The organism is Nitrospira sp. Ecomares 2.1 (genome assembly GCF_965152585.1).
Genome location: NZ_OZ224219.1, coordinates 65,492 through 80,937, shown reverse-complemented (window position 1 = coordinate 80,937; position 15,446 = coordinate 65,492). Strand labels below are relative to the sequence as shown.

The window sequence follows — 15,446 nt, the reverse complement described above, 5'->3', positions numbered from 1 at the left end:
CAGCGGTCATGAGCGGGGACTTCTCTTGGATGTCTGTCTGGATTTCTCGAAAGTCCAAAGTGGTCAGGAATCCTCAGTGCCCTGTTGAATGCCTTTTTGCTTGAGGAGGCGGGAGAGGTAGGTCCGTTGAAGCCCCAGAAGCTCTGAGGCTTTAGTTTGGCTCCAATTGCTCCTACGCATGGCCTGCTCTAGAATGCGGGTGCCGAATCGGTCCAGGGATTCATGGTAGGGGAGGTTGTCGACCTCATCGAGTTCGTCCTTTCCTCCACCCAATCCCAAAAGGTCTGAAGAAATTTCCTCATCAACTCCCAACACCACCGCTCGAGCAATCGCATTGTCCAGTTCCCGAATATTGCCGGGCCATGCGTAACAACGCATCGTTTGGATGGCAGACTTGGAAAACCTCCGCTTCCGTTTTTTCATTTCTCGCATGTGGCGCGCTAAAAAATGCTCGGCAAGAGGAATGATATCCTCGGGACGCTCCCGTAATGGCGGTAATATCAAGTTCACGACATTCAGCCGGAAATACAGGTCTTCCCGAAAGGTCTTCTCTTTAACTGCTCGCTTCAGATCCTTGTTAGTGGCCGCGATCACCCGAATATTGACGCGGACCAATCGCGTCCCTCCTACCCGTGGAAACTCATGATCCTGAAGGACCCTGAGTAATTTTGCCTGAAGCCCCAGTGGCATATCGCCGATTTCATCCAGGAAAACTGTTCCCCCATCCGCCGCTTCGATTTTCCCTTTTTGGAGAGAATCTGCACCGGTAAATGCCCCCTTTTCATGACCAAAGAGTTCGTTCTCCAGGAGGGTTTCGGTGAGAGCCACACAATTGATGATACTGAATGGCATTTCCCGCCGATCACTCCATTGGTGAATTGACCGCGCAAACAACTCCTTACCCGTCCCGCTTTCTCCTAATAGCAACACAGTGGCGTCAGCCTCGGCAGCCCGTTTGGCCAACTCCACCATTAAGTGCACCTGAGAGCTATTCCCGACGATTTGGCTATACCGGCTTTCTACTTCCGTGCGCAGCGCGGCAACCTGCCGCCCTAACGCTTCCCGCGTTAAGACTTTTTTGAGGACGAGAGCCAGATGGTCCAACTCAATAGGTTTCGTGAGAAAGTCATATGCTCCCGCTTTCATGGCTTCAACGGCTTTGGAAATTGTGCCATGAGCCGTCATGACCACCACAGGCAATGGGAGAGACTCTCCTCCGCCAAATGCCTGAGAATCAGCCTCTCCATTCTTTTTCACAAGGATTTTTGCTAATTGGTGCAATACTTCCATGCCGGCCATCTCCGGCATTTCCAAATCCAACAGCATGAGGTGAGGAAAATCCTGCTCATATCTCTCCAGGCCTTCCTTGCCATTTCCAGCGGAAATCGTGTCATAACCCAGAGCTTCTAAACGATCCGTAAGCATGAGGACAATGTCGGGATGATCATCGACGATGAGAATTTTCTTTTTCATGAAGGTTCTACTCCTTAAGCCCGCACCTGATTGTCCCGTGTCTATAAAATCGCAGTCACGTTTGAATCCCTTACCTGCCAAGCGCCTCCAGCACGGCTGCGGCCAAAAGCGGAACCATCAATTCATGATGGCCGGTCAGCGCATATCCTTTCCCGCCTTTTTGCGTTGGCCGTTTGACGACATTGGTCATTGGTCGGTAATGCGGGAGAAAATCCATATTCACCGTTGTAATCTGTTTTAAGGTTCGTCCCAGATTCCTGCCCAACGTCACGGTCTTGAGAAAGACTTCCGGCATCATGACCGCTGATCCCAAATTTATATACACGCCCCCTTCCATCTTCGACACCACTGCGGCCAGCTTGCGAAAATCTAATAATGAGCCACCACCAATCGCTTCGCCGTTTGCATGAGGGTGCATGTGAATGATATCGGTCCCGATCGCCACATGCACCGTCACCGGAAGACCAAGTTGCGCACCGGCCGCCAGCAAACTCCATCGCCGATGTGGAAACTGCTTAGGATGCTTCAAGAGATACCGGCCGACCCCTTCTCCAATGCCCAAACCCTCCTGCCAGCCCTTCACAATCGCCTCATTTAAAATCCGTCCCGTGTCTTCTGCCATACCAAATCGTCCGGAATCAATTTCGGCTTCAACCTCCTCCGAGGTTTGCCCAAGATAGGCTAACTCAAAATCATGGATAATGACGGCCCCATTCATGGCTACGGCGGTAATGACGCCCTTTCGCATCAGGTCCACGACGATGGGATTCAGACCGACCTTGGTCGGATGGGCGCCCATGCCGAGGATCACCGGTCTTCCCCGCCGTCTGGCATTAACAATCGCTGCGACCACAGCGCGGAAAGTTTTGCCTGCTAAAATATCCGGCAGGGTTTTGAGAAAGGCCTGAAATGAACCTGTTCGCCGCCATGGCGAAGCAAAATCCGCCATCTTTACTTTGGAATGACGAGTTTGAAGCGGGTAGGTACGAAGCCGGGCGAGATTCAGCTTCGGGGACGCACCGGTTGGTAATGATTTAGCCCTGGTCACCAAATAGACGCTCTTCAATAAATTCGCACAACACATGACCCAGCGTAATGTGACATTCTTGAATACGTGCCGTCACCGAAGAAGGGACCCGAAAACAGTAATCGACGAGATCTCCCACTTTACCTCCCGTGGCGCCTGTCCAGGCTACTGTAACAAGACCACTGTTAGTGGCGGCTTCCACACCACGGATCACGTTCAGGGAGTTCCCACTGGTGCTAATGGCAATGGCCACATCCCCCTTGCGGCCATGCGCCTTTATTTGCCGGGAGAAAATATCTGTAAAGTCGTAATCATTCGCAATGCAGGTTATTGCGGCCATATCGCAGGCCAATGCCAGGGCAGGGAGGGGATCTCGATCGCGGCGATACCGACCGACAAATTCCGCAGCAAGATGCGAAGCATCCGTCGCACTCCCACCATTTCCAAAGAGCAAGACCTTTCGGCCTTCTCGAAATGCGCGGATCAACAATTGACCGACTTCAACCACACGCTCCGCATGTGTCCGGATAAATTCATTTTTCACATCCGCACTGGTTTCAAAGGCCTGAATGACCGCATCAATATTCATCGTGGCCGATTCTATCAGGATAGGACCCAAATTTCACACTCTCCTAAGAGAAATACAGGGGCTAGCCGTTGAGGGCTAATATCCTGCATCAGTTTTCTTGCCGGTCTCCTCAACCGATGATATAGTCGACCCATTGTGAGTGCCCATATCCCCACCAAAGCACTCCTACTTGCCATTCAATCCGATCCTACGTCCGCCATCGCTATTGTCCGGCACTTGAATCCTGACATGGTCTGTTTTTTTCTGCACGAGTCCCATAAAGAGGTCGTGGAGTCCCAAATCCCTCCCGCCCTGTCCCGCATGCCCCAACGTTGGGACTGGATCTTCACTCCTTCTCCGGAAAGTTTTTCAGCGTGCCAGAAGGCTCTAGCCCAGGGTCTTGGCCCTCTGTTGACCACCTGGAAGGTGACGCCGGGCGAACTGGTGATTGATATAACCAGCGCAACAGTTGGTATGGCTTCCGCCATGGTGCTGACAGGATTTCCTTTTTCCACCAAAGTGTTATTGTTTCCCGGCCATCCATTTCCATCTGTTGACCAGGCCATTGAGGCGATCACCAAGGTACTGTCGCAATCTGAAGCCTCTGCCAATCCTTGGGACGAAGAGGCGACGCGCCTACGACACGAAGCTTGTTACCATTTCAACCATGGCTCATATGATGCGGCCGTTAAAGGGTTTCACACACTTGAACATCGCATCAGCGGCGGGCTGAAACCCTTCTATCGGGCCTTGGCCGATGTCGCACAGGCCTATGGCCTCTGGGATCAACTGCTCTATCGTACTGCCTGGGAAAAATTAAAGGGCGGGATCAAAGCCTTGGAACTGGCCTCTGTGTGGGGCGGCCCTCCTGGAATGGATCGTCTCCTTCACTTACTCAAAGGAAATCTCACGTTTCTTGAACGAATTGTGCTGGATTCAAAAGACATTAAACCGGGAGTGTCTCTCGACTTATTAGCATGGGCTAAACGCCGAGGAGACCGGGTTCGGGATCTTGAAGCCGCCACTCATGTCCTGCTTCGAGCCTTGGAGGCCTTTGCTCAATCCAGATTGTTTACCCAGTATCACCTGAAAAGTTGGGATGTGAGTCTCGAACAACTCCCTGAGGAACTGCGAGACACCTGTCGCAGACAATTTCTCAACGAAATTGATGGGAAATATCGCCTTCCTCTGCAGGCGCAATTTCAGGCGTTGGCGGCGCTCGGAGATCCCATGGGGGAACGCTTTGTCACTGATTGGTCAAAAATGAAGTCCTTATTTGATGCCGCTGATCATGCGTTGTTGGGCTACGGATTTGAACCCATTAAACCTGAACGCTTTCACCAACTCTATGAGCTGGTGATAAAATTAAGTGGCGTGGCTCCCACCGACCTTCCGGAATTTCCAACTCTAAATGTGTAGCGGAGGCAACAGGCCGGAATGGAAGTACGGATCTATTATGAAGATACGGACTGTGGGGGAGTCGTCTATTACGCCAACTATCTGAAATACTTTGAACGAGCCCGCACGCATTACTTGGATAACCATGGCCTGTCGGTTGCCGCATTGATACAAGAAGGAACCGAATTTCGCGTGATACACGCTGAACTTTCCTATCGATCGGCCGCCACCTATGGAGATACCCTGGTAGTCGAAACGACAGTGGCGGCCGATCGACGAACGTCTCTCACGTTTTCCCATGTCATCACAGATCGCACCAGCAATAGATTGGTCGTGGAAGGATCGGCAACACTTGTGGCAGTGAATACCAATGGCAAAATCAAACGCCTCCCACCTCCTATCCTGGAAGCTTTGGGTCTCCCGTTAGTATCCTTTTCTTCCTGAGAACGCATGCGTATGACTCTCTCCGATTCTCGAAAACCGGGAATGATTCTGACATTTCCCCACCTGCCCTATGCAGAAGCCTGGGAGCTTCAACAATCTTTGGCAACCCAACGTCTTGAGGACCATCGACCCGACACATTGGTCTTGACCGAACACGAACCCGTCATCACCTTGGGGCGAACAACCAAACCGGAGCATTGGGAGCCTCATTGGCCTGAACTGCAGGACATGGGAATCCACCTTCATCAGACCGGGCGAGGCGGATCGGTGACCTATCATGGCCCCGGACAGTTGATCGGATATCCGATTCTACGACTTCGAAATTTCTGTCCCGGTCCAAAAATATATGTCCAGCAATTGGAGGAGGTCCTAATTCGCACCTTAGGGGAATGGGGTATTGCCGGATGTCGTCATGAATCGTTTCGCGGGGTGTGGGTCGACAGTGAGGAAGGTCATTTAGAAAAAATCGCGTCCATCGGTGTACGAATTTCCCGTGGGGTAACCATGCATGGATTTGCCTTAAACGTGAACGTCGATCTCAAACCGTTTCCCTTCTTAGCGCCATGTGGCATTGAAGGCTGTACCATGGCCTCCATGGCAAAGAACCTTGGGAGATCAATTGATTCGCATCTGGTTCGGACACAAATCATTCACCACTTTGGGGAGGTTTTTGGAATCACCTGGTTGGAAGAAAATAAACCCAGATACGAGCAAGAATCGGGACGAGAGGCAAGACATTGAGAGACGATCTCCCTCCATGGCACAAGGTGGGAAATTATTGGGAAACTCCTTATTCTGCTCATTAATGACAGCTTCGAGGCTTTAGACTCCCCAGCCGCCGCTCACGTGCAGGTTGGCTCCCGTTACGTATCGAGCCTCGTCAGATAGGAAATAACGAACGGCTTGAACAGTATCTTCGATTTCCCCGATATAACCGGCCGGAATTTTTTTTGCTATCCCGTCAAGTTCTCCAGGTGGCGCGCTCCCTGAATCAATAAATCCTGGGGAAACCGCATTCACGGTAATACCATCAGGAGCGAGGATTTTCGCCAACGTCCTGGTAAGAATGAGCACGCCGGCCTTGGCAATATAATGGGCGGTCACATGCGATTGGGCTTCCATTTTGTCCGCGTTGGCCATGCCGAACGAAATGATCCGTCCGGATTGCCTAGCCTTCATCCCTGGGGCGACAGCCTTCGCGAGATAGAAGATCGGGTGAAGATTATTGTTGAACATCTCCGACCAGCCATCGGTGGTTTCATCAAAAAGCGGCACCCGATGGTAAGGTCCCGCCCCGTTGATCAGCGCATCAATCCGGTCCCATGTATTTTCCACTTGCTGAACAAGCTGGACAGCAGCAATGGCATCTGAGACATCACACTGAATGGCCAAGGCCTTTCCGCCCTTCTCTTCAATGGTGCGCACGACATCCTGCGCCTCCAACTGACTGGTGCGATAACAAATCGCCACCTTCCAATCCTTGGCGGCTAAGTCCAGGGCAATACCACGCCCAATTCCCCTTGCTCCACCAGTGATCAACGCCACCCGCTCATTCATGGCTTCCAACCCCTGTTCTTCTCATAATCACCACCCGTCGCACAGGAATCATTTCCCCATTATTCACGGTTGGTCAATCGTGCTGCTAATTCTTGCAACACGTTTTTCGTACGAGAAGAAAATGTTTGATTCTGCCGGTCCTTGGCTTCCCGGATAAATAGTTGAAGATCCTCAACCGTATCGAGATCTCGTAGAGGCGGTAAAACCTTCAAAGATAAACCCAACTCCTGAACTCTCTGTTTGGTATTCGCAAACACCTGATCAGTGGACCATGGCATATTCTCAAACAGGTCTGGAACAGGTGATCGCAGACCGATTAAATAATATCCGCCATCCCCTGTGGGGCCCAGCACCACATCATGATCCTCCAAGCCCTTCACGGCTGATTTCAGCAGTGGTCCATGAATCCCGGGAATGTCGGTGCCAATAACCACTGCCGAACGATAGGGTGCTCCAAGGGCCTGTTTAAAAACCCCGGCCATGCGCTCTCCCAGGTCCTCCCCCTGTTGATCCCAGACAGGGATTTTGAATCGAGCCTCCATGGCCCGAAAGAATGGATGATGGTGAGAGGGCGTTCCGGCCAGAATCCGATCGTATTCTTTGAGAGATTGACATCGCTCTAAGATATCCAAGACGAGACTTCCGTGGAGACTGGCTGCCTCATCAGGCGTGAGAGGAGGACAGAGACGTGTTTTGACCTGCCCAGCAACCGGTGCCTTCGCAAAGACAATAATCGCCGACATCGCAGGCGGGAGGCTTCGATGTCCTTTCCCCTGGCCCTGCGGTGATGGGCGTGATCGACGTCGAGCTGGGTCGTTACCGGACGGTGTCATAATACTGCTGAAGACGACGAGGATCCCATCCTAGCCAATACCACGCGCGGAGTATCCACATGCGCACGATCGTGCGGAGTGGGCCGTGCTGGTCCCACCGTCGAAACGAGGTGACGACTTTAGCTCGCAGAGCCGCGATCGGACCAACTCGCTTCAACCGGCGGCTGAATTCAATATCTTCCATCAGAGGAATATTTGCAAAGCCTCCCAACTCTTCAAACACTGAACGTCGCACAAACATGGTTTGATCGCCGGTGGAAATCCCCGACCAGCGTGAGCGAAGATTCATGAGCCGGCTCACCATCCATGCATAACCGGTGTCCTGTGGGAAACGTACATCAAACCGGCCACCAACACACCCCTGATCGTCCATAGCCTGTGTCACCACTTGTCTGGCATTGCGGGGCAATTGAGTGTCTGCATGCAAAAACACCAGAATGTCCGATTTGGCCAGAGCGGCCCCTGCATTCATTTGGGAGGCCCGACCACGTGGCCCGTTGATAATTTGAGTGTGGACATCAGGTGCCGATTGACAGATCGTCCTTGCCACATCCGTCGTTTGATCCCAACTCCCGCCATCCACAATTATCAGCTCCTCAAATCCGAATGATGACAGCAATTCAGGCAACAGCACAGCCAATGCCTTCTGTTCATTCAAGACCGGAATGATCACGGCGATGTCCATGAAGACCCTAAATGTCGGCGCACACAGGAAAGATAAAAAACCAAGAACGTACGTCTACGAGTCGGCGGGTTTCTTGGGATTTTTGAACATAAAAAACACGACGACTCCGATCGTGCCCCAGTAAATTAGATACTTATGCCAAAATAAGACTTCCCCAAAATGCATAAATGCCATCGCACAAAGCAGAGACAACGCCATCACCGTATAACGGACCGTGAGATTGTCCACGGAGGAATAGGCCCACATCGCCATGCCTGAAAAATAAATAATCATGGGAAAGATGCTGATTTCCGCACCGGTACTGGCGGACAAAAAAACCTGCAAAAACCCGATAAAGACCATAGCGGATCCCACCATACGCATGGCCACCTGCATCTGCAGATTTTCTTGATCCTCCTGATCCTCCTCCATAACTGGCGGACGGGGAGGCACGGGCTTGGGAACAACAGGATCAGTCGACTGAGGTGGATCGGTTTCTGTACTCATAATTACCACTTAAAATGTTTGCTGAGTGTGAGACCCTGCTGGAAATAGGATGACCCCAAAGCCGATCCATATAACTGCATGGGAATATCACGCATCTTTTCGTAAACAACCTTAAAAAATGTCTGTCCGTCATGAATACGGAAGGGCACATCGTGAGGGCGAACCTCCAAAACCACCTGGGTGCCTTTCCGGTTTGGGTTGGCATAGCCAAAGCCCGGATCGAAGAACCCGGCATAATGGGTTCGTAATTCCCCGCAGGCGGCTTCATACGCCACCATTTCCGATGAATACCCAGGTGGAACCTGGATACGTTCCTTGGAGGCCAGGATATAAAACTCTTCCGGCTCCAATAGGATCGTAGCCGTGGCATTGCGTTTGAGCGGTTCCCAAAAATCGGTCGCGGCATAGTGGCCCACCAGACTGAGATCAATGACATGACTGTTCTTTTTGGCCCGGTACCCCACAATCGCCTCGGAATGGTCACTCGATCCTTGCAGATCGACACTTAAAAACAGACCGTTATTCATCCGGAGTTCCTTGCCCGATAGGGGCAGATCCGTTTTTCCCGAATCTCCATTATGAAACAGCAAGGGAGTCTTGCGATGAACGGTCCGCAACCCTGAATCCGAGACCATGGGCTTTCCTGACATTAATCGCAATTGATTGAGAGCCAATCCAGCCTGCACTCGTATCGTAAACGACCGCGGCACGATTTCCAAAAATAACGGGCCTTCATACCCCGAGCGGATTTCATCGAAGCCCACATGGAGATCCGTCACCACGCGGGTAAAAATATCCAACCTTCCCGTGGAACTTTTTGGATTGGTTCGACCGCGGATATCTTTGGGCAGCTTCACCCGCTCCATCAAGGGGACTAGATAGACATGGCCTTTTTCCAGAATCGCCCCATTGGTCAGATCCATATCGTACATCACCATATCGGACCGGTAGAGGTCCTCAATCGTAAACTGTGATTGCTGATCGGATGGCTCTGGCAGAAAACTGCTCAGGAGACGGTAGGCCTTGGTTCCCAGCCGTAAATCGAGACTGGCCGGTTGAATTTGCTTGGGGGTGATGGGCACATCGGCTCGGATCACGCGCTGACGAACCAGCGCACGAAGATGTTGAAAAGACAGAATGCCTGTTTTCTTCGAATCCAGCATCAATAATCATCCATGGCGCCGGCGCCGCACATATCCTGGGACGCTGGGGCGCCTACCATTGGCAATTCACGCCCGTTTCCCGAAGTCGGCTGAGGATAATGATAGGTTTTATTTTCGTAATTTTTTAAGACTGCCCCGTTCTCATCTAAATTCAATAAATAATCGTTGGGCAACAGAGGAATTTTTCCGCCACCTCCAGGCGCATCAATGACAAAGTGGGGAACAGCCATGCCACTGGTATGCCCCTGAAGGGATTGAATAATTTTCAACCCCGTTTCCACCGTGGTCCGAAAATGATTCGTCCCCTTGGTGAGGTCAGCTTGATAGAGGTAATAGGGTTTCACTCTAGCCAACAACAGTTGATGCATCAGGCGTTTCATGATTTCAGGATCATCATTCACCCCTTTCAGCAAGACGGTTTGGGCTCCCAAGGGCACCCCGGCATCGGCCAATCGACCGCAAGCCTCCTTGACTTCCGGCGTCAACTCATCCGGATGGTTGAAATGCAAATTCATATAGATGGGATGGAAGCGTTTCACGATATCACACAATTCTGGAGTAATTCGTTGAGGGAGAGTCCCCGGCACACGGGTCCCAAACCGAATCAATTCTAAATGCGGGATGGATCGAAGGCCTTTCAGAATTCTCTCAATGAGGCGATCAGGCAACAACAAGGGGTCACCCCCAGACAGGATGACGTCCCGAACTTCAGTATGCTCTCTGAGGTACGCCACCGCTCGATCCAACTCACCCTTCTTGAGAAACCCCGGTTTTCCAACCAGCCGTTTTCTCGTGCAGAACCGGCAATAGATTGGACATTGGTTGGTCACCATCAGCAAGACGCGATCAGGATATCGGTGGACCAAGTGAGGAACCGGGCTGTCCGTATCTTCCTCCAACGGATCGTCCGGGGCATCAATATCATCCAGTTCAATGGCCTCGGGGACGACCTGTTTCCAGATCGCATCCCCTTTACTTTTAATTGTTGCCAGCACAGTCGGGGTAATCCGCATCGGATAGGGCCCGACGACGGCTTCCACCTCCTTGGGATCGACCCCAAGATGTTTGGCTAAATCCTTGGGTTTGGTGATACTTGCGGCGAGGACCTTTTTCCAATCATCCATAGCTTAATGATTCCTTTCATCAAGGTGGCTGGAGGGTGGCTTGGTGGCTTCCCCGGAGGGAGCGCCATGGTCATCGTAGTCGTCCAGATATGCCAAGATATCGGATGTCTCCGTCAACACCGTTTCTCCATGAACCAACACCGGGACATAATTTTGTCCTGAGACTTCATATAGTTTTTTCCGGAACGGGCGAACATCCGGTACAACTTCATGTTCGTAGGGCAGTCCCAATTCGTCCAATTTCTCGCGGACAACTTGGCATTCCGGACACCACTCCGTGTGATACAGTTTCATGCTCATGCTGTTAAGAGTATCAGACATGTCAACTAGGGGTCTTCCACATGAGAGGAATATTACACTCTGACCGAAAGAACCAGGAGGCCTGGGCCTTATGAGCTCAGGTGACTTTCCATGACGGAACAGGGAGCCATGACGGCATCCCGCATTCCATGAATAATTTTTTTATCTTTGGGACAGATCGTTGCCAGGACACCACCCAGATGGGCCTGCCCCTCATTCACGAAATAATACGGAGATATGCGCGCCCGTCCTTCCATCCTGACGACGTCACCCGAATGGCTGTCATAATATTCAACCACAACCAGTCGCCCTTTGTGAAATGTTTGAAGAATCGAAGGGCTCGTCTCAAATTGTTGCAGAGCATGGGACACGACTTCTTTCCATTGGACTTGCGACATATCATGCCCGATCGAGACACCCCGGCTACCCCAAGCCTGGTCGGAAAATCCTGACACTTTAATGACATACTGACGCTCTTTTTGGGTGGCTTCTCCCAACCACTGCCAATCCGACACCGCACGATTTCCATGGCGTAAGCCGGGAATCACCGCAGAAGGGGGAAGGGGTCTGGGATCCAAAATCCATGTCCCGGGAATGATGGCACGAAGACAGTCAAACGTGTCTGGCTTCAATTCGTGCTCCCAGAATTTTTCCAACATCGGATGATGGAACAAGGCTAAGGCCAGTTTTTCCTCCATCCAGGGCTTATATGGCGGGGTGACTACAACCCGGCCTTTTTTGGCACTGTAGACAATCAACTCCCCTTTGGGAATATTTTTCAAATCGAACAATTCGTAGAACCGGTAGATCACCGAAAGAGGCTGATCCTGTCCCTCATGGTGAATCAGGAGACCCTCTTCCGTAAATCGAATATCACGGGGATGCCCGCAATAGGCCTCCCAACCTTCCTGCCGGAGTTGCGTCACTACCCATTGCATTTCGGCGCGATAGGCCTCAGCTTCATCCGAGACCACAATGGCCACACGAGGAGGCTGCCCGTGCAACATGCCTCGTAACATACGGGAAAACCCTTGAATCAACCCGTCGGCCTGCGGCCACACAGTTCTGCCCTGCTGGGCATACATCCGGCTGAGACTGCCGGTTAAGCCAATCCCTCCAGGGACAGAATCGAGTTCTGTCAGGGCCATTCCCCCATTGGTGGGAATGAGATCGGGACGAATGACACCGGGAAGTTGATTTTTGAACCGATTCATCCTGGCAAGGGCCAATAGATCCTCGGGCTTTCCGATATCCAAATATTCATGAACCCACGCAGGTTGCATGCCTTTCAGGCTTTCAAGATACAACCGGTTCAACGCCTGATAGAACAACAACAGATGCTGTCCTAAGGCTTCAAAAAACTTGGCTTCCTCGTGGGAAACCTCAAAAGGGCCACATGCCACTCGCCAATGATCATCCTGTCCGGTCTCAAATAATCCGTCCTTGATCAGCCTGTCCCGATAGAGAGGATAGGGGCTGTCAGATGTTGACGGACTCAATGGCAGAATGGGGCCGGACTGTTCTACTTGGGAAGAAATAACCGATCCTGGGTTAATCGTGGAAGACGTATGTGACGGACCAGACACTCTGACGTCCTTCACTCGTCGATCAAAAGAGGTTGGACCTGTACGAAATACTTCAAATCGGGCCTAATATGAAAAGCTTGGACCTTGGTGACGGCCCTTTTGCTAGAATAGGGAGATCGTAGCACGCTCTCTTGAAACCAGACAAGGCACGCCCTCGAAGGAAATGGCGGGCCAAGTCGCCATGAAAGTGATGTGCATATGCCTCAGACAATCCCCGTCATTCCTGGTCCACAAGTCGTTCCCTCGGCCGTCTGTTTTCGATGCGACGTCTGCTGTCGTTTCCCCGAACAGGACAGCTTCCTCAGACCGTACTTTACGGAAGATGAAATTCGAGAGGCCGTCACACACGGCGTCCTTTCCTCTTCCTTTCCTGATCATCGGGGCAGTCAGATTGAAGTCGTCAGACATCCCAATGATGAAGGATTTCTTTGTCCCGCCTTTGATCCCATCACCCAACACTGTCGCATTTATGAGGTGCGTCCACTGGATTGCCAATTGTATCCCTTCGCACTTATGTGGAATGCCCAACACGAGAAAGTCGTGCTTGGATGGGATACTCTGTGCCCGTTTCTTCTCGAACAAGCCGGGGAAGAAAACCCTTTCAGGAAAGCTGACCCAAAACCTTCCGCACTGACCCTTCCAAAGGCATTCATGGAACAGGCCCAACGTGTGGCGAACTATCTGGAATCCGATCACGTTCTAATTTCCCTTGCCGTTCATCCCCGATTAGTGACTCCGTTTCAACCGGACGTCGTCGTGTTGCACACACTCGATCGCCTGACCGCGACTCTCCGATCTTCCAATACACACGACAAGCGGTGAGGGCCACGGATTCGCTCTTTTCCCATAGACCCTCCATCCCGAATAACTTTCTTTCATGCCCATTCATCTCAGTCCATTAACCATCAAGGATCAGGCTCGTTTCAACCAGGCCCTAGCCTCCACAGGTATCGGGGGGGAAATCTCCTTGAGTACCTGGTCATTTCCACCCCATTACATCTGGAAAGACCTGTTTACCTTTTACTGGACGGACATTGACGGCTGGCTATGCCTCTTCGCGGAATATTCCGATGGGATCTTTATGCCCCTGCCCCCTGTCGGACCTTGCTCAGACATTGGATCCTCATCCGGCAGCCCTCTCAAAAGCGTGCTAAGTCAGGTGATGGCCTATATGGAAATCCGGAATCGTGGATCCCATGTGACGCGAATTGAAAACATTCCCGTTGCTTTAAAGGATGAGCTTCAAGGATGGGGATACACCCTCACACCAAAAGATTCGGATTACCTCTATCGCACTGCCGATCTCATTCACCTGAAAGGCAATCCCTACAAATCCCAACGCGCCGCGTGCAATCGATTTATTCGCGCACACCGCATCCGTATTGCCCCTTACCAGAGCACCGATCGTGAGGAGTGCCTTGCCCTTTTTCACCGTTGGGTCCATCAGAAGGAAAATATCCCTATTTCCCGACTAGGACCCAACGAAGATGTGGCTCGCATGATGCTTCGGGATTCCGCTAATGCCCATCGAGTCACCCTCCAGGAACATCGTGAACTCGGTCTTGCCGGGCGAATCGTGTGGGTGGATGGAGCTGTCAAAGCCTATACGTTCGGGTTCCCACAATCCTCTGAAGTGTTTTGTGTCTTGCTGGAGATAGCAGATCGTTCAGTCTACGGGTTAGCCCAATATCTTTTCCGTGAATTCTGTCGCGAGTTTCAGGCCTATCCATTGATAAATACGATGGATGATTCAGGTCTGCCGGCTTTAGCAAGAACAAAACTGGCCTATCATCCCTGCCAATTAGTGCCAAACTACATTGCCCAGCCTTCATGAGCGTTCGTGAACTCCCATTTGAAATTTCATGGATAGCATTTGCAGGTTGTCCTCTCTGATTTAACATCCGTATAATGCTGGTCAAGTCATTCACCTGTTTCACTTTTTCATCCTTACATGACATTGGATTGATTTATGAAGGGTCTTGAATTCGGTATTGAACAATTCCGGGTAACCGAGGAGCCGTTTTATCAGGAAGTGAACGGAGAAATTGATTTGTTCTCCGTCGGGGCAAAAAACAAGATCCCCGTCATGCTGAAAGGCCCTACTGGATGCGGGAAAACCCGGTTTGTCCAGCATATGGCTCATCGGCTTAATCGGCCCTTGATCACCGTTGCCTGCCATGAAGATTTGACGGCCTCCGATTTGATCGGACGATACCTATTAAAAGGTGAAGAAACCGTGTGGGTGGATGGTCCGCTCACTTTGGGAGTCAAACATGGCGCCCTGGTCTATCTGGATGAGGTGGTCGAAGCCAGAAAAGATACGACGGTGCTGATCCATCCATTAAGTGATGACCGACGGTTTTTGCCCATTGAAAAAAAAGGACAGATTCTTGAAGCCGTGGATGATTTTTTACTGGTGATCTCCTATAACCCCGGATATCAAAGCGTCTTAAAAGAGTTGAAACAAAGCACCAAGCAGCGCTTCATGGCCATCGAATTTGGTTATCCTCCCAAAGATATCGAAACCAGGATAGTGGAGCATGAAGCCCAGGTCTCCAGGGACATTGCCGTCCGGTTAGTCAAATTGGGTGAAAAGGTACGAAATCTCCGTAACCATGGCCTGGAAGAAGGCGTGAGTACCAGACTGTTGATTTACGCCGGGACCTTGATGCAACAGGGCGTTGCCCCTGACCGGGCTTGCGATGCCGCCATAACCCGCCCGATTACGGACGACACTGATATGCAACGCAGCATTCAGGAACTCGTGAAGGCTATTTTCTAGACCATCAGGATTACTGTAAC

Annotated in this window: 17 protein-coding genes; 6 read left to right on the top strand and 11 right to left on the bottom strand. The window is 51.4% G+C overall.

Translation table 11 applies throughout. From position 1 onward, the window contains the following. Positions 1–63: 63 nt before the first annotated feature. From ACWHYD_RS00375 to ACWHYD_RS00365, 3 genes are all read right to left on the bottom strand, one after another. Positions 64–1,473, bottom strand: coding sequence for a sigma-54-dependent transcriptional regulator (locus ACWHYD_RS00375; protein ID WP_447963966.1), 1,410 nt, complete (start codon positions 1,471–1,473; stop codon positions 64–66). A 70-nt stretch (positions 1,474–1,543) separates the two neighbouring features. Further along, the gene (locus tag ACWHYD_RS00370) at positions 1,544–2,521 is read right to left on the bottom strand and encodes a hypothetical protein (protein ID WP_447963965.1); all 978 of its coding nucleotides are present in this window, start codon (positions 2,519–2,521) and stop codon (positions 1,544–1,546) included. Beyond that, on the bottom strand, positions 2,508–3,089 hold the full coding sequence (locus tag ACWHYD_RS00365; RefSeq protein ID WP_447965910.1) for a D-sedoheptulose-7-phosphate isomerase: 582 nt from the start codon (positions 3,087–3,089) through the stop codon (positions 2,508–2,510). The genes ACWHYD_RS00370 and ACWHYD_RS00365 overlap by 14 nt, the downstream gene beginning before the upstream one ends. A 135-nt stretch (positions 3,090–3,224) precedes the next feature. Between ACWHYD_RS00365 and ACWHYD_RS00360 the strand changes: the two genes are divergently transcribed. Genes ACWHYD_RS00360 through lipB form a run of 3 tightly spaced genes read left to right on the top strand, consistent with a single transcriptional unit; the run spans position 3,225 to position 5,651 of the window. Further along, on the top strand, positions 3,225–4,487 hold the full coding sequence (locus ACWHYD_RS00360; protein WP_447963964.1) for a TIGR02710 family CRISPR-associated CARF protein: 1,263 nt from the start codon (positions 3,225–3,227) through the stop codon (positions 4,485–4,487). Positions 4,488–4,505: 18 nt separating this feature from the next. After that, a complete protein-coding gene (locus ACWHYD_RS00355; RefSeq protein WP_447963963.1) occupies positions 4,506–4,910 on the top strand; it encodes an acyl-CoA thioesterase in 405 nt (134 codons plus the stop codon). A gap of 6 nt (positions 4,911–4,916) precedes the next feature. Further along, positions 4,917–5,651 carry a lipoyl(octanoyl) transferase LipB gene (gene lipB, locus ACWHYD_RS00350; protein ID WP_447963962.1) on the top strand — a complete coding sequence of 245 codons (735 nt, stop codon included), beginning with the start codon at positions 4,917–4,919 and terminating at the stop codon, positions 5,649–5,651. 81 nt (positions 5,652–5,732) lie between these two features. On the opposite strand, the gene ACWHYD_RS00345 is transcribed toward lipB, so the two are convergent. The 8 genes from ACWHYD_RS00345 to ACWHYD_RS00310 all read right to left on the bottom strand — a co-directional run bounded on the left by ACWHYD_RS00345 (position 5,733) and on the right by ACWHYD_RS00310 (position 12,644). Continuing rightward, positions 5,733–6,467: an SDR family NAD(P)-dependent oxidoreductase gene (locus ACWHYD_RS00345; protein ID WP_447963961.1), complete on the bottom strand. Its 735-nt coding sequence runs from the start codon at positions 6,465–6,467 to the stop codon at positions 5,733–5,735. A gap of 59 nt (positions 6,468–6,526) precedes the next feature. After that, complete coding sequence (locus tag ACWHYD_RS00340; RefSeq protein WP_447963960.1) at positions 6,527–7,300, bottom strand: TIGR04282 family arsenosugar biosynthesis glycosyltransferase; 774 nt, start codon at positions 7,298–7,300, stop codon at positions 6,527–6,529. Further along, on the bottom strand, positions 7,284–7,985 hold the full coding sequence (locus ACWHYD_RS00335) for a TIGR04283 family arsenosugar biosynthesis glycosyltransferase (RefSeq protein WP_447963959.1): 702 nt from the start codon (positions 7,983–7,985) through the stop codon (positions 7,284–7,286). Before ACWHYD_RS00335 ends, ACWHYD_RS00340 begins: the two co-directional genes overlap by 17 nt. Before the next feature lie 54 nt (positions 7,986–8,039). Next, positions 8,040–8,471 (bottom strand): hypothetical protein, encoded by a 432-nt coding sequence (locus ACWHYD_RS00330; RefSeq protein WP_447963958.1) that lies wholly within the window; start codon positions 8,469–8,471, stop codon positions 8,040–8,042. Between the two features lie 2 nt (positions 8,472–8,473). Continuing rightward, positions 8,474–9,634 (bottom strand): 2'-deoxycytidine 5'-triphosphate deaminase, encoded by a 1,161-nt coding sequence (locus ACWHYD_RS00325; RefSeq protein ID WP_447963957.1) that lies wholly within the window; start codon positions 9,632–9,634, stop codon positions 8,474–8,476. Then, entirely contained in the window at positions 9,634–10,758 is a 1,125-nt protein-coding gene (locus ACWHYD_RS00320; protein WP_447963956.1) for a KamA family radical SAM protein, read from the bottom strand. Before ACWHYD_RS00320 ends, ACWHYD_RS00325 begins: the two co-directional genes overlap by 1 nt. Before the next feature lie 3 nt (positions 10,759–10,761). After that, positions 10,762–11,079 carry a glutathione S-transferase N-terminal domain-containing protein gene (locus ACWHYD_RS00315; protein WP_447963955.1) on the bottom strand — a complete coding sequence of 106 codons (318 nt, stop codon included), beginning with the start codon at positions 11,077–11,079 and terminating at the stop codon, positions 10,762–10,764. Positions 11,080–11,147: 68 nt separating this feature from the next. After that, positions 11,148–12,644, bottom strand: a complete 1,497-nt coding sequence (locus ACWHYD_RS00310; RefSeq protein WP_447963954.1) for a hypothetical protein — start codon at positions 12,642–12,644, stop codon at positions 11,148–11,150. A gap of 198 nt (positions 12,645–12,842) precedes the next feature. On the opposite strand from ACWHYD_RS00310, the gene ACWHYD_RS00305 reads away from it, so the two are divergent. The 3 genes from ACWHYD_RS00305 (at position 12,843) to ACWHYD_RS00295 (ending at position 15,426) form a co-directional block, all read left to right on the top strand. After that, the gene (locus ACWHYD_RS00305; RefSeq protein ID WP_447963953.1) at positions 12,843–13,466 is read left to right on the top strand and encodes a YkgJ family cysteine cluster protein; all 624 of its coding nucleotides are present in this window, start codon (positions 12,843–12,845) and stop codon (positions 13,464–13,466) included. 55 nt (positions 13,467–13,521) lie between these two features. Then, positions 13,522–14,478: a DUF2156 domain-containing protein gene (locus ACWHYD_RS00300; RefSeq protein ID WP_447963952.1), complete on the top strand. Its 957-nt coding sequence runs from the start codon at positions 13,522–13,524 to the stop codon at positions 14,476–14,478. A gap of 135 nt (positions 14,479–14,613) precedes the next feature. Next, the gene (locus ACWHYD_RS00295; RefSeq protein ID WP_447963951.1) at positions 14,614–15,426 is read left to right on the top strand and encodes an AAA family ATPase; all 813 of its coding nucleotides are present in this window, start codon (positions 14,614–14,616) and stop codon (positions 15,424–15,426) included. Positions 15,427–15,446: the final 20 nt, after the last annotated feature.

Coding starts and splice junctions, on each gene's coding strand:
- ACWHYD_RS00315 (WP_447963955.1), bottom strand. CDS start 11,079: ATGTCTGATACTCTTAACAGCATGAGCATGAAACTGTATCACACGGAG.
- ACWHYD_RS00335 (WP_447963959.1), bottom strand. CDS start 7,985: ATGGACATCGCCGTGATCATTCCGGTCTTGAATGAACAGAAGGCATTG.
- ACWHYD_RS00295 (WP_447963951.1), top strand. CDS start 14,614: ATGAAGGGTCTTGAATTCGGTATTGAACAATTCCGGGTAACCGAGGAG.
- ACWHYD_RS00355 (WP_447963963.1), top strand. CDS start 4,506: ATGGAAGTACGGATCTATTATGAAGATACGGACTGTGGGGGAGTCGTC.
- ACWHYD_RS00320 (WP_447963956.1), bottom strand. CDS start 10,758: ATGGATGATTGGAAAAAGGTCCTCGCCGCAAGTATCACCAAACCCAAG.
- ACWHYD_RS00325 (WP_447963957.1), bottom strand. CDS start 9,634: ATGCTGGATTCGAAGAAAACAGGCATTCTGTCTTTTCAACATCTTCGT.
- ACWHYD_RS00375 (WP_447963966.1), bottom strand. CDS start 1,473: ATGAAAAAGAAAATTCTCATCGTCGATGATCATCCCGACATTGTCCTC.
- ACWHYD_RS00345 (WP_447963961.1), bottom strand. CDS start 6,467: ATGAATGAGCGGGTGGCGTTGATCACTGGTGGAGCAAGGGGAATTGGG.
- ACWHYD_RS00340 (WP_447963960.1), bottom strand. CDS start 7,300: ATGACACCGTCCGGTAACGACCCAGCTCGACGTCGATCACGCCCATCA.
- ACWHYD_RS00305 (WP_447963953.1), top strand. CDS start 12,843: ATGCCTCAGACAATCCCCGTCATTCCTGGTCCACAAGTCGTTCCCTCG.
- lipB (WP_447963962.1), top strand. CDS start 4,917: ATGCGTATGACTCTCTCCGATTCTCGAAAACCGGGAATGATTCTGACA.
- ACWHYD_RS00330 (WP_447963958.1), bottom strand. CDS start 8,471: ATGAGTACAGAAACCGATCCACCTCAGTCGACTGATCCTGTTGTTCCC.
- ACWHYD_RS00300 (WP_447963952.1), top strand. CDS start 13,522: ATGCCCATTCATCTCAGTCCATTAACCATCAAGGATCAGGCTCGTTTC.
- ACWHYD_RS00365 (WP_447965910.1), bottom strand. CDS start 3,089: ATGAATATTGATGCGGTCATTCAGGCCTTTGAAACCAGTGCGGATGTG.